Source organism: Azospirillum mesophilum, from assembly GCF_053470405.2.
In genome coordinates this window covers 1-18,802 of record NZ_JBPXMQ020000073.1, presented here as the reverse complement: position 1 = coordinate 18,802, position 18,802 = coordinate 1, and the positions used below count along the sequence as shown (strand labels likewise).

The window sequence follows — 18,802 nt, the reverse complement described above, 5'->3', positions numbered from 1 at the left end:
GACGTCCACCGCCGGGGGCGCCTGCTCAATAGCGGCCATCACTTGCTCGCGCCGCGGTCCGGTGAGCCGAGCGAGGTCTCCAGCAAATGAGCGACTTTTTTTTTGGAGTTCGATGACCGCCTCGGCGCGGGTGAGGCGCTCGCGCAGATGCGCGTTCTCCCGCTCCAAGCGCTCGACGTCGCTTTTGCGCGGATTGGCCGGCGGGCTCTTCGGGCCGGGCTTGGCCGGCGCCAATCCGCGCAGCATGCCAGCGTCGCGCTGCTGGCGCCACCGCCCGACATTGGACGAATACAGCCCTTCACGGCGCAGGATGGCACCAATATCGCCGGGGCGAGCGCGGTCGATCTCGTCCAGGATGCGCAGCTTGTCGGCGACGCTGAACGTCCGGCGTTGCGGCCGGTCGCTGACCTCCGGGTCGGGGGGAGAAAGGGGGGCGGTGGATGGCGAAGGGGGCTTCATGCTCATCGGGTCCTCAACAGCGCCCTCGACTGATCATTTCAGGGGGCGGCTGTCTCACCCGACGTTGGCACAGAGGGGTCTGCTGATCCTCGTGCTCGTACCGGCGCTCACGCGGTCGTTCCAGGTCGATCAGCCGGCTTTCCACGGCGATCTCGATGGTGGCGGTGTCGCCGCCCTCGCTGATCTCCATCACGTCGCACCGGCCGCCGAACACCTGGTAGGGGTCGCCGATGATGATGCCGGTGTCGACATCGAGGGCGCCAAACAGCAGGCGCACCGGCCGGCCCTGGTAGGGCTCGCGCAGGGCCAGCCCCAGCATGTCGGAGGGGATGCCGGACAGCGCGAAGGTGGCCCCAGTGGCGCGCAGCTCCTGCGTCTCGGCGATGGTGGACACGCTCAGCAGATGGCCGGTGCCGTGCCAGGTCAGCCCGGCCCAGCTCAGCTCGCCGTAGCCGGACCACACACGCACGGCGCCGCTGTCGAACAGGGCCTCGGCGAGCATGATGGGGGCGATGACCGGCGCCGTGACGGCGGCGGCCATGCCGGCGGTCAGGTCGCGCATGCTACAGCGCCTCGATGCAGGTGAACGAAAAGCCGTAGACGCCGGCGGCGTCGGCGTCCCATCCGGCGTCGTTGGTGGACAGGCGGAACAGGCCGCGGGCGTTGCGGGTGATGACGGCGCCGCCGTGCGGGGGCACGCCACGCAGCGGCGGTTCGACGTTCAGCGCCGCCACACCGTTGCCGTCGCTGGCCGCGTCGGTCACCACCATGTGCAGGCGGTTGCCGGGCAGCTCGATGTAGTCCCCGGCGCGCAGGATGCCGGAGGTCCACGGCGCCCACCCGGCGGTGACCAGCGCGCTGCCGGTCTGCCCGCCCCCGTTCACGTAGGGCGCCCCGGCCGCCACGCCCCGCGGGTTCCGGGCGTCCGGATCGCCCATCAGGAAGGTGCCGCGCCGGCCGCGCAGGGCCAGGAGAAAGCCCTGCCACGCCCCGGCCTTGTCGCGCATCATCGGCGGCAGGGAGATGTCGGCCTCCCACCACGCGCCCTGGTGCTCCTGGACCTGCTGTTGCCCGGTGAAGGGCGAGGTGGCCACGGCCACCACCCGGTGCAGCCGGAAGGCAGAGCGCGACGGCGCCGGCGTGGCCGGCGGGATCAGCGGATAGGCGATCATCGGCGCACCCCGCGCTGCATGCGGTCTTCCACCGCGGCGACGGTGGCGGACTTGATCTGCGGAAGCATGTTGAGGACTTCGGCACGGGCGGCGGCGTTGACGCCGACGCCGAAGTGCATGGTTTGCTGCACGATCACCGTCGGCGCGCTCCCCTCCGCCCCGTTGCCGGCGCTGGGCAGCTCCGGCACGCGCGGCAGGATGACGCCGGGCACGTTCGGCACGAACAGCTCGGGCCGCTTTTCGCCGACGACGTAGGCCTCGGAGGGGTTGACCGGGCCGCCGGCCGCCCGCGCCGGCAGGGTGACGGTGCCGCCGGCCGCGGCGGGGGCGGCTGCGCCCGCCGGAGCCGAACCGCCGAACAGGCTCCCGATGAACCCGGTCATGGTGCTCAGCGTCGGCGCGGTGGTGCCCAGCAAGGCGTTTTTCAGAGGGTTGATCGCGGCGAGCTTGAAAAACTCCTGCATCAGCTCCGAAACCGTCGCCTTCCCGATGTTGCGCAGGGTGGCGAAGGCATCCTTGCCTTCCATGGCCATCGCGGTTGCGGCGCTGCCGATGCGCTCAAACGCTTGTTCGCCGAAGCTCTCCATCTCCTGATAGAGGGCCTGCTGTTCCGCCAACGTCCGGGACGCCTTGTCGAGTTCGCCCAGCTTGGCCAGGTAGGCCTCGAAGGCCTGCCGGTAACGTTCCGTGCCTTCCTCGCCCTCGCGCAGAGCCAGGGTGTGCGCCTTCTGCGCGGTGAGCGCGGCGGCCAACGCCGCCGGTCCCTTGCCCACGGTGTCGATCAGGGCGAGCTGGGCCTTGATCTGCAAATTGATGTCGGCCGTCTCGTCCGCCCGGATGGCGCGCAGCTTGGCCGCCTCCTCCCGCTCGCGCGTGGTCCGCGTCGCCGGTCCCAGGCCGGTGATGGAGGCGGCGGCGACGTCGTTTTCGATGCCGGCGCGGCGTTCGGCCGCCTCCCCCTTGCCGGCCGCCCCGGCCAGCCGGTCGGCGGCGTCGGCCTGAAGTTTGAGCTGGCGTGTCGCGTCGCTGGTCGCCGTGGCCTGTTGCGCCGTCACCGCGACGACGGCCGCGCGGACCTTGGCGTCCTTTTCGCTCGCCGTGAGCGAGGCGTCCAACAGCTCGATGCGGGCCTGTTCCTGCGCCAGATAGCGGGCACGCTCCCGCTCGCCCATGCCGGCCGCCTTGGCCTGCACCTCGCCCAGCTTCTGCGCCTTCAGGGTTTCGACGCTCACGCCGGCGTTCCGCGCTTCTTCCAGGCCGGACAGCCGGTTGCGCGCCCGCTCCAGCCCCGCCGACACCTGACCGGGATCCGACACTTCCGGATTGCCGGCACCGCGTTCCAGGTCGGAAATGCGCTGTTGCATCTCCGCGATGTCGCCGTGCAGGGGATCCAGGGAGCGCGCGGCGTCGCCGGCCACCCGGCTACCGGCGACGTGGCCCTGGTGGTCGCCCACCCGTGCGGCTTGCTCGCGCGCCCGCGCCCGGTCGGCGGTGCGCCGCGCCAGCTCCGCCTCGACCTTCTGCAACTCGTCCGACGCACCGGCCGGCTTGACCATGCCGGGCGCGGCGTAGCGGGAGTCGACGGGCACGGCGTCGGCGCCGGCCTGACCACCGGTTTCCGCGTCCACCCGATCGGCGTCCAGTTTCTTGGCAGCCGCCAACTCCCGGCGCTTCGCCTCCAAACGGGCGATGGCCTGTTCGTTGGTTTCCGGCGCGGTGGCCCGGCCGGCGGCGTCGAAGGCGTTGCTGATGGCGCGGGCGACACGATCCCAGGCCTGGGCCAGCGTGGACAGGCCGTCGCGGGCGAGGTTGCTCACCCGCGCGTTCAGCGCCTCCATCAGCAGCTTTTGCGCTTCGGTGGCTTGCCCCTGCCGGGCCAGGGTCCGGATGTGCTCCAGCTGCTTGTCCGACAGCAGGCCGAAGGCCTTGGTCAGCTCCTCCGCGCCGCGCACCGGATCGGTGAACAGCTTCGCCAGGTCCTCCGCCGCTTCGGCGGCGTCCTTCCCGGTAGCCACCGCGTAGCCGCGCGACAGGCCGATCAGCCCTTCCATCACCTCCGCACCGATCTTGCCGGTGCGGATGTAGGCGGCTTCCTGATCGCGGGCCGCGCGCACCGAAACCTCGCCGGCCGCCGCGGCGCGTTGCGCGACCTGTTCCAGCTGGTCACGGGTCAGGCCGATCGCCCCGCCCATCAGCTGGTTGGCCACGGTGACCGCGCGCATGGAGGAGCTGTAGGAGCTGTTCGCCGCGACCAACACGCCCACGGCCAGGGCGGCGCCGGCGATCGCCGCCGTCATGCTGGTGATGCTGAGGCTGAAGGCCTGGGCGACCTGCGGCCCCTGTTGCAGGGCGACCTGCATGGGCGACATGCCGGAGCCCAGCGAGGCCACCACGTCGCTGGCCGTGTATTTCAGCGTTTGCAGCTGCATCGTGGACAGGCGCGACGCCTTGGCCGCCCCGCCGGCGGCCTGTTCGATGCCGCGCAGCGAGGCGACGCCGGCGTCGTAGCTGGCCTTCGCCCGCTTCACCGCGTCGCCGTGTTCGGCTTGGCTGATCGCCCCCACCTTCAGCGCGTGGTCGGCCTCCCCCACCGCCGCCGCGTAGGTCTGTTCCAGGGCGACGGCCGGCACCAGCTTGGCCCGCATGGCATCGAGGGCGCGGCCATACGCCTCGATGTCGGCCGCCCGGTCGGCGGTGGGAGCGCGGGTCACGCCGGTGAGGGCGTTGATCCGCTCCTGCGCCTTGGCGATGCCGGCGTAGGCGTTGGAGATGCCGGCGGCCATTTGCTGGGCGGCCTGTTCGGCGCGCGCGGCGGAGCGCTCGATGCCGCCGGCCGTCTGCCCGACCGCCTTGTCCGCCCGCGCCAGCTCCGACCGCAACAGGGCGGTGCTGGCCTCGATCCGGACGAGAAGCGATGCAACCTCAGTCATCGGCCACCTCTAGGCGACTCCGGCCTGTTCCAGCGCGGCGCGGAACCCGGCGAACCGCTCGCGCCGTTCCTCCGCCAGGGCTTCCTTGTCGCCTTGCGCCAAGGCCCAGCCATCGAGGGCGCAGAAAAGCTCATGCGGCGTGGCGGCCCAGAACTCGGCGGGCCGCCAGCCGATGGCGCAGGCGTGCTTCATCAGGCGGCGGAAGGGGATGCCCCGGTCCCCGCCGCCCCGGCTTCCCCCGGTTCGGCTTCCTTCCCACCGGTCAGCGCGTGCTTCAGCAGCCGGGCCACCACCGGAATCACGTCAACTTGGCCGTCGGCGACGATCAGCCGGCCGGCGTCCGCGTCGGTCAGGGTGGCGCCGCCGGCGCGGGCCGCGGCGCCGACGATGGCGGCCAGCTCGTGGACGCGGAACACCGAAGCCCCGATGCGCATCAGGATTTCGGTGGTGCCGCGGCCCAGGCGCTCCTCCCACTCCACAATGGCCTCGTAGGACGGGCGCAGCGCGTAGGAGGTGCCGCCCAGCACCAGGGCGACCTCGCCGCGATGGGGATTGGCGTTGCTCATGATGGGGCTCACGGGATCACGGTGAGGGCGCCGGCGGGCGTCAGGGTGATGGAGTAGGTGACGGCGTCTTCGGCCGGCGCGCTCACATTGAACTGCGTCACGTAGAAGCTGCCTTCATAGCCCTTGCCGGCGGCGTCGAAGACGATCTGGCAGGCGTGGGCGCTGCGCGTCCGCCACGCCGTTTCGAGCGCATCGAGCTGGGCGCGGGTGGAGCGCAGCTTGCCCGAACACGAGACTTGGCCGCTGATCGTGGTGGGCATGCCGGTCTGCCAGCCGCCGTTGTCCTTCGCCGTGGTGTTGGCCACGTTGGTGGAGCCGTCGAAGCTGGTGTCGGTCTGGCCCTCCAACGTCGTGTAGGAGGCGGGGGCAACCGCCGTGTTGCCCACCTTCAGCAGGCATTCGGTGCCGGGGATGTCAGCCATAGCGTCCTCATGGAAAAGGCGGCCCAGAGGCCGCCGGGGTTGCCGTCAGTCGGGCCGGAAGTGGTCAGGCCGGGTTGGTCAGGGCGGCGAAGCGGATCACGCCGTGGCGCGTCTGTTCGTCGGCGTCGGCGAAGTCGGAAGCGAAGTCGAAGCGCAGGCGCACCAGCGCGTTGCCGGCGACGGGCAGCGGGCGGTTGTGCAGCGCGGCCTTGATCGCGCCCAGCAGCTCCTTCACCTCGCGGCGCCCGGCGTACTGCGACCACACATGCAGGGTCAGGCTGTGCTCCTCGCCGTCGTCGGTCTTGGTGGAGGCCGGCGCGATGGTGCTGTCGCCGATCGCCACGTAGGGCATGGCGGCGCCCTGCGGCACGTCGTCATAGACGGGCACGCCCAGCGCGCCGGCGAGCGCGTCGTACACGGCCTTTTGCAGCTCCCAAGTGGCGCTCATGGGTCGGCGTCCTTCGTGCGGCGGATCAGGGCCGGCAGGGCGGCCAAGCTGTCCCCATCATCGGTGACCAGGCCGGCCGTGCGCTTCAGCGCGCGGTCGACGGCGCCGCCGATGTCGGCGATGTTCCGGGCCTTGTTCGCCTTGAACGCCGGGACCAGGAAGGGCTGCGCCGGGCTGCCGGGGTGCTGGATCACCGCGCCGCCGGGCATCTTGATGGCGTGCGGGCGGGCGCCGAACTCCACCAGGTGGGCGTGCCGCGCGCGCTTGCGGCCGAAGCTGCCGACCGACGCGCCCAGCCCATCCTTGCGGATCTTGACCTGGAACTTCGTGCGCAGCTCGCCGGTGGCGTAGCGGTTCCGCCCCGGCGCCGGCATGGCGGCCAGGGCGTCGTCGAAAACCCGGTTGGCCCCGGCTTCGATCGCGGTGGCGATCTCGGCTTGCTCCTCCGCCGGCAGGCGGCGCAGCAACCGGCGGAGCTTGACCGCTCCGGAGAGTCGGCGGCGCGCCATCAGTCTGCGCCCCCCTCGCAATCCAGGGTGATGAAGGGCTCCCGCCCGGCCTGGGCGATGAAGCGGATGTTGTAGGTCTGGCCCTTCCAGCGCGCCCGCATCTCCGGGGCCACGTCGCTGCGCCGGCGGATGCGCATGCGCACCAGGACCGACGCCTCACGCTGCTGGGCGCGGGCGCGCTCGTCTCCGGACACCGGCCAGACTTGCGCCCAGACGGTGCAGACGGGCACCCACGCCACGGTCGCCCCGCCGCCGCCGTCGCCGGTACGGGTCTCCCGCTCGATAGCGACGCGCTGGTCCAGCTCGCCCGCTCCGGTGCGGCGCGTACTCATGCGAGGCAGATCCGGCGGTAGGGCGCCAGAAGCCGGCCCAGCGTCGGGTTTTCCGCCAGCGTGAGGCCGGCGGACATCGCTTCGCGCGAGGCGTACAGGTCGCCCAGGATCAGCAGGATGGCCGCCTTCACCGCCGCCGGCACGGGCACCACGGCGCCGGCGCCGTCGGTCCACGGCAGAGGGCGGTTGAGGAGCTGCGCCGCCAAGTCCTCCGCGGCCGCCAGCTTCAGCCCGATGTCGGCGTCGTCGTCGGGGCCATCGACGCGCAGATGCGCCTTGGCCTCGTCCAGGGTCACGATGGCCATGGTCAGAACCTCCGGGGGATGGGGCACCCGCGGGCGCCCCGTCCGGTCAGATCGCCGTCGGGCTGGTCAGCAGGTAGGTGACCGCGATTTCGGCGGTATCGGTGTTCGCGGCCGACAGGTCGGGCTTGGCCCGGAAGCGGACGAACCGCTCCGCTTCGGCGAGGTTGCAGCCGGCCACGACGACTCCGATTTCGGTGCTGCCGCCGGCGGCGCCGGTCAGGGTCAGCACAACGGCGGGGTCGCCGATCGGCGCGAAGGTCACGCCGTCGACGGAGTGTTCGAACACGCCGGAGACGGTCAGGGTCTTGCCGGCGGCCAGGGTGGCGGTGGCCATCACCACGGCCGTCAGGCTGCCGAAGCGCGTGGTGCCGAAGCCGTCGCGCAGATCGAGGACGGCGGCGGTCTTGTCCACGTTGTCGGCGGCGCCGCCGGCGGTGATGGTGTGTCCGATCAGGCCGACGGCGGGCGTGATCAGGGCCGCGTCGTCGCGGCCGAAGGCGGGGGTGAACATCGGGGCGGTCTCCGGTAAAAAGCGAAGGGGCGCCCGAAGGCGCCCCGTCTCGCACAGGTCAGGCGGTGAAGGATCAGGCCGCGCCCGAGCCCCACTTCACTTCGGTCAGCATGGCGAAGGCCTCCTCGTAGCGCAGGCCGAAGTCGTGGCTCATGTCCAGCTTGATGCCCAGCATGCCGTTCGCCCACAGGTTCACGGTGTTCCCGTTGGCGTCCACGAAGGAAGCCTGATCGGAGGTGGACAGGGTCATCGACACCGTATCGCCGATCATCGCGTGGCCGTGCGAGCCGAAGTAGATTTCCGACTCGTTGTTGCCGGCGCCCAGGGTGATCGGCACCTGCGTGGTGGTGTCCACCGGATAGCCCATCAGCGTCGGGTTGGCGCCCTGAAGCTCCGGGAAGGCCAGGAAATCGCCGCCGGGGGTGTAGAGGTTCTGAAGATACAGCAGGGTGCGCGGCGCCATGATCCAGGCCGGGTTGATCATGGTGACGTTGGCATTGGCCATCGCCATCAGGATCTTGGTCAGGCTTTCGCGGACTTGCGCCGCGGTCGGCGTGGCGCTGTTGAAGGCCTTGATCTTGTTCCGCGCCGGGATGGAATAGAGATAGCCCTTCACCTTCTTGCCCGTCCCGTCGGCGCGCAGGAACTGCAGGTCCTCGAAGGCGCCGGCGGCCTGGACCAGCTCGTCGCGGCAATAGGCCTCGACGCCGAAGGCGGTGTTGCGCAGAAGCTTCTTGCTGATCGGCAGGATGGCGCTGATGTCCTTTTCCTTCATGTCGAGAAGGCCGAAGGTGACGCCGGTTTCCTTTCCCTGCTCATTCTCGCCGACGTAGCCGACCGACGCGCCCGTCTTGCCCTTCAGGTACGACGCGTTGCCGGGGACGATCCTGGCGCGCTTGCGCACCACCGTGTTGGGGCGGAACAGGCCGATGACGCCGGCCGCATAGTTCTGCGGCACGGTGAAGCCGCCGGCGGCGTTGTCGCTCAGCGTCTGGGCGCGGGTCGCGGCTTCGGTCACCGGGTGGCGATCGCCGTACAGATCCTTGGCGATCACCGCCGGGGAGACCACGCGGCCGTCGTTGCGGAAGGCGAACTGCGACATGGCGAAGGAGCGGACGAAGGCGCCGAACTCCTCGCCCAGGTCGCGCTGCGGCGCCGCCACCGCGGCCACCGGATGCAGGGCGGCCCGGCGCTGGATGGGATCGAGGGCGCCCGCATCGTCCGCGCCGGTCGGCGCCTGCGAGGCGGCGGCGGAGCGGCGCAGGGTTTCCATCGTCTCCGCGCGCTTGATGTCGGCGTCGAGCCTGGTCAGCTCGGTTTCCTTGGCGTCGAAGGCGGAGCGGGTTTCGTCGGTCAGCTCGCCCTTGCTCAGGCCCTCCATCTCCTCGATCAGCTTGGCCCGCTTGCCGCGCAGCTCCGCCAAGGTGAAGCCGCCCAGCGCGACCATGGACAGCAGGCCACGGGCGCCGCCGAAGTCCGCATGCCCCAGGCCGGTGTCGGCGAAGGCAAACGCCGGGGTCAGGATGTCGAAGGCGGCGAAGCCGGCCAGCACCAGGCACAGCGCGGCGATCGCCATCGACCGATGACGGTGGTTCATGGAATGCTCCTGTAGGGTTTTCTTGGCGCTGTGGCGCCGGTGCGGAAGGCGTCAGCCCCGCGCCTTGGCGAGGCGCAGGCGCAGGGCCAGGGTGTCGGCCGGCGCCGGGTCGGGCCGGGTGAACAGCGAGCGGATGGCCACGCTGGTGCGGGGATACGCCGGCATGCTGGTGATGGTGATCTCGCGCAGGTCGACCGACTGGTGGGCCACGCGGATCAGGCGGCCCTTGCCGTCGAAGTCCTGCTTCATCTTCAGCGGGTTGAAACCGAAGCTCATGCCCGAGTAGTTGCGCACCCGCACGTTCTCGAAGGTGTCGCGCCCCAGCTGCGTGTCGGGCAGCGTCAGGGCGAAGGTCAGGCCCTTGGCGTCTTCGGCCAGCACCAGGTTGCCGGCGGCGGTGCGCGCCAGCAGCGAGCGGTAATCGTGCTCCACCAGGGCGCGCACGTCGGTCCCCTTGGCCAGGGTGTCGGCGAAGCAGCCCGGCTCGAGCCACTCTTCGAAGTCGCCGTTCCAGGACCGGATCTTCGTCTTGGTCCCGAAGGTGGCGGCGTAGCCGCGCAGCGTGCGCGTGCCGTCGTCCACCGCCCGCATCTCGACATCGACATCGAGGGCGAAGCGAACCTCCAGGTCGGACGGCGTTTCGCCGTCCTGCTCATGCGTCGGTGTTGGCATCAGTGTTCTCCTGGACCGGGGCGTCGGCCGCGGGCTTGCCGGCCTTACCCTGCGCGGCCAGCCGCAGCGGCACCGCCGCGCCGTTGATGAACAGCTCGTCGCCGCCTTCCTTGGGCGGGCGGTTCTCGATGGCGCGGGCCTCGTTGGGCGTCATGCGGCCGTTGTTCACCGCCTTCTCCAGCACCTCGCCCAGCGTCGCCTGATCGCCCATCAGCAGCACGGTGGGGTCCGGCTCCACATACAGGGTCCGGCGCTCCTCGGGCGTCAGCAGATCCTTGCTGGCCGTCTGGCACAGGTCGGTGAGGTGGGGCAGCAGGCAATGCTTGTAGTGCGATAGGTCCAAGTGTTCGACGTTGCTGAAGGTGCCGCGTTCCAGGTCGTTGATCAGGTGGGCGGTGACACGAAGAATGCCGGCGATGACGGAGCGGTCGAACTTGCGGGACTCCAGAAGCTGCGACCTCTGCGCGTCCACGCTCATCGGCGTGAACTTGGCGTCGTTGCCGAACACGCCGATCTTGCCGGCGTTGTCCGCGCCGGCGTAGGCCTCACGCACCAGGTCGCGCAGCTCGCGGGCCTGATCGCTTTGCAGCGAGGCCTCCACGCTGATCATGCCCGACAGGCCGGCGCCGTTGGCGAAGGACTTCGCGGCGAACTGGTTGGTGGCCAACGCCCCGCCCATCGTCTCCGCCTGGTAGTGCTGCCACACCGACGCGCCCATCAGCCCGTAGTTCGGACCGCAGAGGATGGGCAGGTTCGCGATGTGGAAGATCTCGTCTTCCAGGAAGGTGGCTTGCGTGCCGGTCGGCGCGCTGACCCGGTAGGCCCGGCGCTGCATGCCGTCGATCGGGTCCTGATACCAGAACGGTTGCACCCGCCCGTTCTGGATCGGGACCAGCTCCGCCAGCCGGCCGGCGTCGTCGAAGACCTTCAGGCTGTAGTGGTTGCCGTAGTGCAGCTTCTCGAAGAAGGCCAACTTCCAGTAGCCGAAGGCGGTCATGTGCGGGCACGGGCTGGTCAGCAGCAGCTCGTACAGCGGATGGTCGGTGGCCAGCCGGCGGCTCGGGCCGCGCTCCCGGTAGAGGTTGAGGGGCAGCATCGCCACGCCCTCGGCGATGACGTTGATGCAGCTGAACACCGTGTGATGGGTGATCGGGTTCTCCGCCGTCACCGGCACGCCGGCGGCGGTCTGGCCGTAGCCGAAAAACGGAATGGTGCGCCACGTATCCCACTCCCCGGCGGAGCGCGTCTGTTTCCTGCGGAACGGCCACATCACGCAATCCCTCCGAAGATGCTCGCGGCGGTCGCCGGCACCTCTTTCAACTCCACCGCCATGGCGCGCGCCCGCGCGATGATCAGCGCCACCACGCCGTCGATCTTGTTCTCGGCGACGTGCTTGCGCGGGTAGATGTTTTCCTTGTTGTCCACGCGGGCCACGACGTTGCTCATCATCCAGCCGAGCACCGGATCACCGGTGTGGCGGAGCTGGCGGGCCTTCACGTCGGCGCGCACCTGCTTCATCGGTTCCGAGAGGGTCAGGACGGTCTGCCGGACTTCGACCATGGGCAGACCCTCCTCCAGGCATTCGGTGGCGAACTGCGTCGCCTGGTGCGGGTCGTAGCCGACCGACTGCACGTCCATGAAATCGCGGACCTCCAGGAGGTCGCGCTTGATCACGCTGAAGTCGATGACGTTGCCGGCGGTCAGCGTGAGCCAGCCTTCCTCGTCCCACTTGGCATAGTGGGCGTGCGTGGAATGCGCCCCGGCCTCCACCGGCTCGCGCGGCAGGTAGTAGCGGCCGAACACGGCGTACTGGCCGGCGGCGTCCGCGCCCAGCTCCACCATGATCAGCAGCGCGGCGACGTCTTCCTTGCTCGCCAGGTCGAGGCCGATCCACGCCCGGTGACCGCGCAACCGGTCCCAGGCGAGCGACGGGTCCGCCACGGCGTCCCAGTCGCGCATGTCCATCCAGGTCGTGCCGGCGTTGACCCAGATGTTCAGGCGCTTGGTCTTGAACGTCACCTGTTTGGTGGCGTCGTGCTGGGCGGCCCGGCATTGCTCGCCCAGCTTTTCGGCGTCCACGCTGATGCCCAGGTTCGGATTGGCCTTCACCCAAACCGCCGGGTCGGTCCAGTCGTCCTCGTCATCCAGCGTGTAGATGATGGCGAACAGCGAGTCGTCCTCGATGCGCCCGTCCAGAACCTTCTGCGCGTAGATGCGCAGCGCGAAGCACGGCCCCGCCCGGTTGAAGCCGGCGGTGGTGATGACCCACATGAGCGGCTGTGTGCGCGCGCCCATGCCGTTCTCCATGGCGTCGTAGGCCTCCGACGTGGCGTGCTCGTGGTACTCGTCCACGATGGCGCAGGACGGGTTCTGGCCATCGCCCGGCTTGCCCGGCAGGGCCTCGAACTTGGACGAGGTGGCCGTGCGGACGATGGCGTTGGCCGTCGGCTCGACGCCGAAGCGGCGTTGCAGCCCCGGCGACTTGCGGACCATGGACTGGGCGTCGCGGAAGACGATGCCCGCCTGTTCCAGCTTCTTGGCCAGGGCGTAGATCTCCGCGCCCTCCTCGCCGTCGGCCGCCATCATGTAGAGCCCCACGCCGCTGGACAGCGTGGACTTGGCGTTCTTGCGGGCCACCTCGTTGTAAGCGCGCCAGAAGCGGCGCGTGCCGTTCGCCCGCACCCACCCGAAGCAGGTGGTGAGGATGAAGCACTGCCACGGCTCCAGCCGGATCAGCTCGCGCCGCTTGGCCAGCTCGCCCTTGATGTGCGGCAGGCGTTCCACGAAGGCGCAGACGCGGGCGGCCTTGGCCCGGTCGAAGCGGTAGGGAAACCGTCCGGTCGACTCGGCAATCAGGTCCTTGAGCTGCCTCTGGCAGGCCAGACGGACCCACTTGCCCACGACGATCTCGCCGGCGATGGCCGCCCGCGCGTAGGCGAGCGCCATGCCGACGTAATCACGCGGCTCAGTCGAAGGACTCCCAGGGGTCGTCCGGTTTGTCATTGCCGCCCGCTCCGGAGACACGCGAGCGATCGGCCGGGCTCATGCCGAGCTTGGCGAGCCACAGGGCCAGCCGCCGGCTGGCGTCCGCGATCAGCGCCTTCTCCGGCCGGACCCGGACCATCGGCCCGGACTTGCCCATCGTGACGTAAGTGAGGGAGCCGGCCGCCGCGACCACGTAGGCCGGCCCGGCGTCGGGATCTTCGCCGTGGCCGACGACGATCGGCCGGGCGAGCGCTTCGCGGGCGTCGAGGAGGTCGGCGTAGGCTTGTGCCGCCTCCTCCATCGCCATGCCGTCCGCTTCGGTCAGCACCTTCATGGCGGCCAGCGACTGGACGATGTAGTCCCAGGCCCGGCGCGCCCGCTCCGACAGGTGCGCCGGCGCGATGGGCACGCCGGGCTCCAGGAGGGGTTCGTGGGCGTTGCTCCGGCACGGCTGCAAGGTGCCTTTCAGCTCCTTCAGCGCGGTGGGCGTGCGGGGTCGGGCCATGCACCTTTTCCTTCCCATTTTGCACGCGTGGAAATTTGAGGAAGCACAACGGTCCCCCGGTCGAGGGCGGCCAGGGATCGGACCCCCCCACCCCCCGGCCGGGTCAGGCCCGGCCCCGGCCGAAGCCGCCGTCCTCGCGCGCCGTCTTCCGGTCGTGGCAGGGCTTGGCCATGCTGCGCAGGTTGTCCGCGGCGAAGAACAGGGTCTCATCGCCGCGGTGCGGGCGGATGTGGTCCACCACCGTGGCCGGCGTGATGCGCCGCAGGCCTTCGCCGCAGGCCTCGCACTGGCACAGCGGATGCGCCGCCAGCTGCGCGGCCCGGAGCTGGCGCCACCGCGCCGTCTTGTAGAGGGCACGGGCCGGGTTGTCCCGCCGGCGCTGGTCCGTCTCGCGGCCCAATTGTCGGGTTTGCTCGCGCTGGGCCACGGCGGGAGGCCGCCAGCCGGGCGGGCGGTGCACGGGCGGAGCTTTTGGCATGGTGGTCTCAGCGTTGCCAAATCGTGCACCGGTGCACGATTTGGGCGGGGGGAAGGATAGGCGGAGCCTTACCGCTTGGGGGGCGTCAAACCGTTCACCGGGGAACGGTTTGACCGGGCCTGCCGCACGTCGCGGAAGCGGTCCCAGCAGTCCCAGGCCAGCCAAAGAGCGCGGCCGATGGCGACGAACACCGCGCACCAGAAGGCCAGCTCGGCGGCCAGCCCGTGCAGGTCGGACAGCCACCAAGGCATCGTGATGGCCGGGGCTACGGCCACGGCGTCGGTGACAGTGCGCTCCATGGCGCCCTCCGGGAGACGGTGAGAGGTGGTCACGCGGCGACGTCGGCCTGAAGGTTGGCGAGACGCTGCCAGCCTGCCTCGAAGTAGCGACGCTCCCGTTCCACGCCGAAGAAGCGGCGACCGCGCTTCAGCGCAGCGGCGCCGGCGGAACAGGAACCGAAGAAGGGATCCACGACAAGCCCGCCCACCGGGCACGTCGCTTCGATCAGATCGCACAGCAGGGCCTCCGGCTTCTCCGTCGGGTGGAGGCCGAAACGCACCGGCGGATGGCGCAGCACGTTGGGGGTGCGGTGGTTCAGCGGCTCGCGGCCGACACCCTTGGTGAAGTGCAGGATCAGCTCGTGCTGGTTCCGGAAGTGCCGCCCCATGCCCAGGTGCACCTTGTCCCACACCAGCAACCCGGCGCGCCGGAGGTCCGCGCTCTCGATGGTGTCGGCGGCCTCTCCCCGCAGATACTGGCCGCGCAGGTAATCCGCCTCCACCGCGTCAGCCATGCTGTCCGCCATGCGCCAATCGATGAAGCACAGGAGGTGCCCGCCGGGCACCAGAATGCGCTGCCATTCGATGGCGCACTGGCGGATCAGCGACACGAACCCGCGGGTGGATAGGGAGTCGGAACCGAACCACCGGTCCCGCCCGCCTTCCTTGGTGCTGCGGGTCATGGTCTTGTTGAAGGCGGTCTTGCCAGCCTCGCGGGTGGCGCCGCTGGAATACGGCACATCGGTCAGCACCAAGTCGGCACAGTTGTCCGGCAGATCCCGCATGCGCTCGATGCAGTCGCCCAGCGCCAGAGTCGCGCCGCCGATCGCCACCGTCTCGGCGGTGGAGGTGGGGATGATGTCGGGCATGAAGTCACCGGGCCGTTGGAGCGAAACGACAAAACCCGCCGCGGCAGGCCGGGCGGGTTGAATGCGAACTTTGTTCGTGTTTGGTCTTGCGGGCCGAACTGAGTTCGGGTACTGTCTAGATGTCGGTTGGGGTTACTCCTAACCGACAAACCGAAAGGAGGTGACGCGCTTGAAAAAGTACCTGAAGTGGCTCCGCTGCTTCTGGTTCGAGTTGAAGATCGAGGTTGCAGCCGGCTTCAACAAGGACCGTAAGAAGTAAGGGCCAACGGTGGGGCCGGGAAACCGGCCTCACCTCAGGGACCAGAAGGCGCGTCACCTCCTTGCCCATGAGGTTACCATGACTCCGGACGAATTCAAGCGATGGCGCAAGGCCCTCAACCTCACACAGGACCGCGCTGCGGGGGCGCTTGATGTCACCACCCGAGCCGTCCAGCAGTGGGAAGCGGGCGACCGCCCGATTGAGCGGCGCACCGAACTGGCCTGCCGCTACCTCGCCGAGCACCCGGAAGCACTGAACGAAAACGCATCCGCCGACACCACGTCCTAAACGGGTCCACCTCAATGAGCGCCGATACCGAAATCGTCTCCGTGGACAGTCCAATGCCCGTCATTGGTGCCCTCGAACACCTTGGCCGGCACACGGTGCGCGTTACCTGGGTCGATGGGCTGCGGGCCGGGATCACGGAGGATTTGGACCTCGGGCCGTTGGTTGACCGTTACCGGGTCTATGAGCCGCTGGCAGACGAAAGCCTCTTCATAATCGGCCGGCTTGTCGAAGACGGCAACGTGCTGCGCTGGGACACCAGCCGTGGCCCCATCGAAATGTCGGCCACGACGGTGGAACACCTCGCCCAGCTTGCCGGACCGGATCGCATGTCCGCCGAACAGTTCCGGGCATAGTTCGTCAGCCATTCCGCGACTTGACGCTGCACAAAACTCCGCCCTCACTGAAAGGGGCTGCGGACACACCATGTTTCTACAGCCCCAGTACCGCTGAGCTGCTGCCATCGAAGACGGTGGCCCGGCGGATGTAGCCACGCGTCGTGTCCGCCTTCTTGTGGCGGAGCTGGCGTTGGATCGTGTCCTCCGCCGCGCCGGCCTGCGCCGCCGTGGTGGCGTGACCGGAGCGCAACGAATGGCCGCCAACGCGCTCTGGATCAATCCCGGCGGCGGCGGCGGCACGCTTGAGCATGTCCACCGCCGCTCGGTCGGAGAGACGGGTGGCGCCGGCATGTCCGTGCCGGGTGACAGCCCGGAACAGAGGTGCGCCGGCGGTCGCGGCGGCGGCTTGCATCCAGGCCTGAACCGCCAACACCGGGCACGTTCCCTTGTGCCGTCCACGGGCCACGCCGACGAGCTGACCCTGCCCTTCCTGATCAGTCTTCGACCGCACCAAGTGCACCAGGATGCCCTGCGAGGTTAGCTCGATGTAGCCGGTCCCGGATCCGAGCCGCCCCACGTCCAGGCCCATCAGCTCCGACCGGCGTAGCGCCGACGCGAAGCCCAGCAGGATCAGGGCGCGGTCCCGAAGGCCGGAGGTGGTGCCGGGCACCGTGGCCAGCATGGCCCGGATATCGTCGGCGACGAGCGGCACCTTACCCACTTGGGCCGTGCCGACCGTCCGCTTGATACCGGCAAAGGTGTTAGCAATCGCCGGGTGCTTGGTGTCGAAACCTTCGCCCGCCTGACGGTGGGCGAAGGCCAGAGCCGCAAGCGCCTGCTCCATGGTGCTGACCGTCCGCCCCAGCTTGGCCAAGTGCGTGAGGTACAGTCCCACCGTCGCCGACGCCGCCGGCAGTGGATCGAAGCCCGTTTCCCTGCACCAGGAGCAGAAGCTCCGGAATGCCTTTCGGTAGGCCAGCCGGGTGTTTTCAGCGATGGCCGCCGCGGCGAACTCCGCCGCCTGTTCGGCCAGTGTTTCAAGGTCGGCGACGGCTTCGCGACCGCCGGAAATCAAGGTGGGCAAGGCCATGTCAGCCCCCCAATAAGAGCCCTTATCGGCGGGTCAGAACCGCGCGCTTTCCAGCGCCGCCGCGGGGTCGCGGGCGATCCCTTTCGACACCAGCGCCGGGGCGATCAGCGCGAAGGCCTCGTCCCACAGCAGCCGGGCGCGGGCCTCACGATCGCGCTCCGCCGCCGGCGGCGACTGGCGCCGTCCGTAGTGCCCCAGCACGGCCAGATGGTCGCGCATGAGCTGGCGGTGGCGGTAGAGCTGATCCACCGCGTGTGCCACGTCGCAGGGCTGGCACGGCCGCTGGATCGGTTCCGGCGCACGCTGCACGGGCACCCCGTAGACGCTCCCGGCCACCATGCGGCACGCCCACAGCCAAGCCTCCTCGGCGTTCGCGAAGGGCACGACGGCGGCGCGCTGTCGGATCATGGTTGCTTCCTCGCGGTTTCGCGGGCGTCGGCGAGACGGCCGACGGCGTGGGCGCGCAGCTCGTCAAAGAGAGGCGCGCTATCCTCGATCAGGTCCAGCGCCCAGGGCGCGCTGATCCACTCCCCCGAGACGCAGATCTCGAGTCGGTCAATGTTGGCTTCCCAACGGCCCCCCCTGAACTGGATGCGGGCGTTGTATTCCCGCTCCGCCGGTCCGAGCCGAAGGCGCAGGACGGTGTCGTATTCGCATCGGGCCATGTGTCACCGAAACGACGAAACCCGCCGCGGCGGGGCCGGGCGGGTTGTGTCTGCACCCACGTCGGGCGCTGTCTGGCGTCAAGTAGTGAACTTTATTCCTAAATGTTAGGTTAACCGTCCTGTTCGGAAATCCAGGGGGTGGCCGGGGCGGTGAAGCCGGTCAGCCGATGGTCGCGCAGCGGCACTTCCAGCAGCTCGCCCAGCACCCGCATCATGCCGACGTGCCACTCGGCGTATTCCTCGCGGGCCTCTCGGATGTCCGCGTCGCCGGGCACCAGTTCAAGCGGCGTCCACCGCACGAACACTTCGCGCGTTCCGTCCTCCAAGGTCCGGTACGTGTAGCCCGGTTCGGCCAGATGAAACTTCCGCCGCCCCCGCTCGTCGATGATCCGGATCCCGCGGGCCATCATGGCACGGGCGACGTGGGACAGCGCCGGCACGGTTTCCCATTCCCCGTCCACCCGATGACGCCGGCCACCGCCTTGCTTGGCGGTGTTCTCCACCGGCCAGAGCCGTTGCGGCCCCAGGTTCCACTCCGGCCGGCCTCCCGCCATGGCGTGGTCCACCACCACCCGGCGCCAGCCATACAGCGTGCCGAACGCCCGATGGATCGCGCCCATGACGGCTTCGGCGTCGGGGTGCATGCGGGGGGGAACGCCCCGGATCAGTCCGCCACCGTCGATGCGCGTGCCAACGGTGCCGATCTGTGCCACGCGCAGACAGCTGTCCAGGCCCCAGCTGGCCCCCATTTCGACGCCGTGCAGGCTCACGCGGTCCCGGTGGGCCATCTGGTTGCGGATGGCCCACACCACCAGGTCCTCCAGGTCGGTGGCGCGGCGCGGACGCACCGCATCAACGGAAAGAGTGGGAATGGCCACCACAGCCTCCAGGAGGATCAGGCCGCGGCGGCCGACAGGGCCGGCACGCCGTACAGCCGTTCCACCCCGGCCGCCAGCGTCTCCAAAGCCACAGGGGGAATCATCGCTGGGTCAGTGCGGTAGGTGAGGACAAATTGGGCCTTGGCCACTAGAGCGTGTCGTCAGTTGAGCCAGATGACAGCCGAGACGAGGTAAACGGCGGCCAGAAAGGTGCTGGCAAGCTTGTCGTAGCGTGTGGCAATGGCCCGG

Annotated in this window: 26 protein-coding genes and 1 pseudogene; 2 read left to right on the top strand and 25 right to left on the bottom strand. The window is 69.7% G+C overall.

Features of this window, described 5'->3' with window-relative positions; translation table 11 throughout:
* From ACSVC7_RS31640 to ACSVC7_RS31545, 20 genes are all read right to left on the bottom strand, one after another.
* Positions 1-465: transposase (locus tag ACSVC7_RS31640; protein WP_483509092.1), on the bottom strand; the 465-nt coding region annotated here is incomplete at its 3' end.
* A 7-nt stretch (positions 466-472) separates the two neighbouring features.
* On the bottom strand, positions 473-1,021 hold the full coding sequence (locus ACSVC7_RS31635) for a hypothetical protein (protein ID WP_448208488.1): 549 nt from the start codon (positions 1,019-1,021) through the stop codon (positions 473-475).
* A 1-nt stretch (position 1,022) separates the two neighbouring features.
* On the bottom strand, positions 1,023-1,631 hold the full coding sequence (locus tag ACSVC7_RS31630) for a hypothetical protein (RefSeq protein ID WP_448208487.1): 609 nt from the start codon (positions 1,629-1,631) through the stop codon (positions 1,023-1,025).
* Positions 1,628-4,561 carry a phage tail length tape measure family protein gene (locus ACSVC7_RS31625; protein WP_448208486.1) on the bottom strand — a complete coding sequence of 978 codons (2,934 nt, stop codon included), beginning with the start codon at positions 4,559-4,561 and terminating at the stop codon, positions 1,628-1,630. Before ACSVC7_RS31625 ends, ACSVC7_RS31630 begins: the two co-directional genes overlap by 4 nt.
* A gap of 9 nt (positions 4,562-4,570) precedes the next feature.
* Complete coding sequence (locus ACSVC7_RS31620; protein WP_448208485.1) at positions 4,571-4,753, bottom strand: phage tail assembly chaperone; 183 nt, start codon at positions 4,751-4,753, stop codon at positions 4,571-4,573.
* Positions 4,753-5,127, bottom strand: a complete 375-nt coding sequence (locus ACSVC7_RS31615; protein ID WP_448208484.1) for a gene transfer agent family protein — start codon at positions 5,125-5,127, stop codon at positions 4,753-4,755. The genes ACSVC7_RS31620 and ACSVC7_RS31615 overlap by 1 nt, the downstream gene beginning before the upstream one ends.
* An 8-nt stretch (positions 5,128-5,135) precedes the next feature.
* Positions 5,136-5,549, bottom strand: a complete 414-nt coding sequence (locus ACSVC7_RS31610; RefSeq protein ID WP_483509089.1) for a phage tail tube protein — start codon at positions 5,547-5,549, stop codon at positions 5,136-5,138.
* A gap of 64 nt (positions 5,550-5,613) precedes the next feature.
* Entirely contained in the window at positions 5,614-5,997 is a 384-nt protein-coding gene (locus ACSVC7_RS31605; RefSeq protein ID WP_448208483.1) for a DUF3168 domain-containing protein, read from the bottom strand.
* A complete protein-coding gene (locus ACSVC7_RS31600; protein ID WP_448208482.1) occupies positions 5,994-6,506 on the bottom strand; it encodes an HK97 gp10 family phage protein in 513 nt (170 codons plus the stop codon). Before ACSVC7_RS31600 ends, ACSVC7_RS31605 begins: the two co-directional genes overlap by 4 nt.
* Positions 6,506-6,838: a phage head closure protein gene (locus tag ACSVC7_RS31595; RefSeq protein ID WP_448208481.1), complete on the bottom strand. Its 333-nt coding sequence runs from the start codon at positions 6,836-6,838 to the stop codon at positions 6,506-6,508. The genes ACSVC7_RS31600 and ACSVC7_RS31595 overlap by 1 nt, the downstream gene beginning before the upstream one ends.
* A complete protein-coding gene (locus ACSVC7_RS31590) occupies positions 6,835-7,143 on the bottom strand; it encodes a head-tail connector protein (RefSeq protein ID WP_448208480.1) in 309 nt (102 codons plus the stop codon). Before ACSVC7_RS31590 ends, ACSVC7_RS31595 begins: the two co-directional genes overlap by 4 nt.
* Before the next feature lie 46 nt (positions 7,144-7,189).
* Entirely contained in the window at positions 7,190-7,654 is a 465-nt protein-coding gene (locus ACSVC7_RS31585; RefSeq protein WP_448208479.1) for a hypothetical protein, read from the bottom strand.
* A 73-nt stretch (positions 7,655-7,727) separates the two neighbouring features.
* Complete coding sequence (locus ACSVC7_RS31580; RefSeq protein WP_448208478.1) at positions 7,728-9,251, bottom strand: phage major capsid protein; 1,524 nt, start codon at positions 9,249-9,251, stop codon at positions 7,728-7,730.
* A gap of 51 nt (positions 9,252-9,302) precedes the next feature.
* Positions 9,303-9,923, bottom strand: coding sequence for an HK97 family phage prohead protease (locus tag ACSVC7_RS31575; RefSeq protein WP_448208477.1), 621 nt, complete (start codon positions 9,921-9,923; stop codon positions 9,303-9,305).
* The gene (locus ACSVC7_RS31570) at positions 9,904-11,193 is read right to left on the bottom strand and encodes a phage portal protein (RefSeq protein WP_448208489.1); all 1,290 of its coding nucleotides are present in this window, start codon (positions 11,191-11,193) and stop codon (positions 9,904-9,906) included. The genes ACSVC7_RS31575 and ACSVC7_RS31570 overlap by 20 nt, the downstream gene beginning before the upstream one ends.
* Positions 11,193-12,869: a terminase large subunit gene (locus tag ACSVC7_RS31565; protein ID WP_448208476.1), complete on the bottom strand. Its 1,677-nt coding sequence runs from the start codon at positions 12,867-12,869 to the stop codon at positions 11,193-11,195. Before ACSVC7_RS31565 ends, ACSVC7_RS31570 begins: the two co-directional genes overlap by 1 nt.
* 19 nt (positions 12,870-12,888) lie before the next feature.
* A complete protein-coding gene (locus ACSVC7_RS31560) occupies positions 12,889-13,413 on the bottom strand; it encodes a P27 family phage terminase small subunit (protein ID WP_448208475.1) in 525 nt (174 codons plus the stop codon).
* A gap of 103 nt (positions 13,414-13,516) precedes the next feature.
* A complete protein-coding gene (locus ACSVC7_RS31555) occupies positions 13,517-13,891 on the bottom strand; it encodes an HNH endonuclease signature motif containing protein (protein ID WP_448208474.1) in 375 nt (124 codons plus the stop codon).
* Positions 13,892-13,959: 68 nt separating this feature from the next.
* Positions 13,960-14,190: a hypothetical protein gene (locus ACSVC7_RS31550; RefSeq protein WP_448208473.1), complete on the bottom strand. Its 231-nt coding sequence runs from the start codon at positions 14,188-14,190 to the stop codon at positions 13,960-13,962.
* Between the two features lie 29 nt (positions 14,191-14,219).
* Positions 14,220-15,038, bottom strand: a complete 819-nt coding sequence (locus ACSVC7_RS31545) for a DNA-methyltransferase (RefSeq protein WP_448208472.1) — start codon at positions 15,036-15,038, stop codon at positions 14,220-14,222.
* A gap of 337 nt (positions 15,039-15,375) precedes the next feature.
* Between ACSVC7_RS31545 and ACSVC7_RS31540 the strand changes: the two genes are divergently transcribed.
* A complete protein-coding gene (locus ACSVC7_RS31540) occupies positions 15,376-15,585 on the top strand; it encodes a helix-turn-helix domain-containing protein (RefSeq protein ID WP_448208471.1) in 210 nt (69 codons plus the stop codon).
* A gap of 14 nt (positions 15,586-15,599) precedes the next feature.
* Positions 15,600-15,938, top strand: a complete 339-nt coding sequence (locus tag ACSVC7_RS31535) for a hypothetical protein (protein WP_448208470.1) — start codon at positions 15,600-15,602, stop codon at positions 15,936-15,938.
* A 76-nt stretch (positions 15,939-16,014) separates the two neighbouring features.
* On the opposite strand, the gene ACSVC7_RS31530 is transcribed toward ACSVC7_RS31535, so the two are convergent.
* From ACSVC7_RS31530 to ACSVC7_RS31510, 5 genes and pseudogenes are all read right to left on the bottom strand, one after another.
* Positions 16,015-17,010 (bottom strand): tyrosine-type recombinase/integrase, encoded by a 996-nt coding sequence (locus ACSVC7_RS31530; RefSeq protein ID WP_448208469.1) that lies wholly within the window; start codon positions 17,008-17,010, stop codon positions 16,015-16,017.
* Between the two features lie 33 nt (positions 17,011-17,043).
* Entirely contained in the window at positions 17,044-17,418 is a 375-nt protein-coding gene (locus tag ACSVC7_RS31525; RefSeq protein WP_448208468.1) for a hypothetical protein, read from the bottom strand.
* A complete protein-coding gene (locus tag ACSVC7_RS31520) occupies positions 17,415-17,675 on the bottom strand; it encodes a hypothetical protein (RefSeq protein ID WP_448208467.1) in 261 nt (86 codons plus the stop codon). Before ACSVC7_RS31520 ends, ACSVC7_RS31525 begins: the two co-directional genes overlap by 4 nt.
* A gap of 110 nt (positions 17,676-17,785) precedes the next feature.
* Entirely contained in the window at positions 17,786-18,553 is a 768-nt protein-coding gene (locus tag ACSVC7_RS31515; protein ID WP_448208466.1) for a hypothetical protein, read from the bottom strand.
* 161 nt (positions 18,554-18,714) lie between these two features.
* Positions 18,715-18,802: pseudogene (locus ACSVC7_RS31510) on the bottom strand (IS5/IS1182 family transposase); the annotation flags it as partial.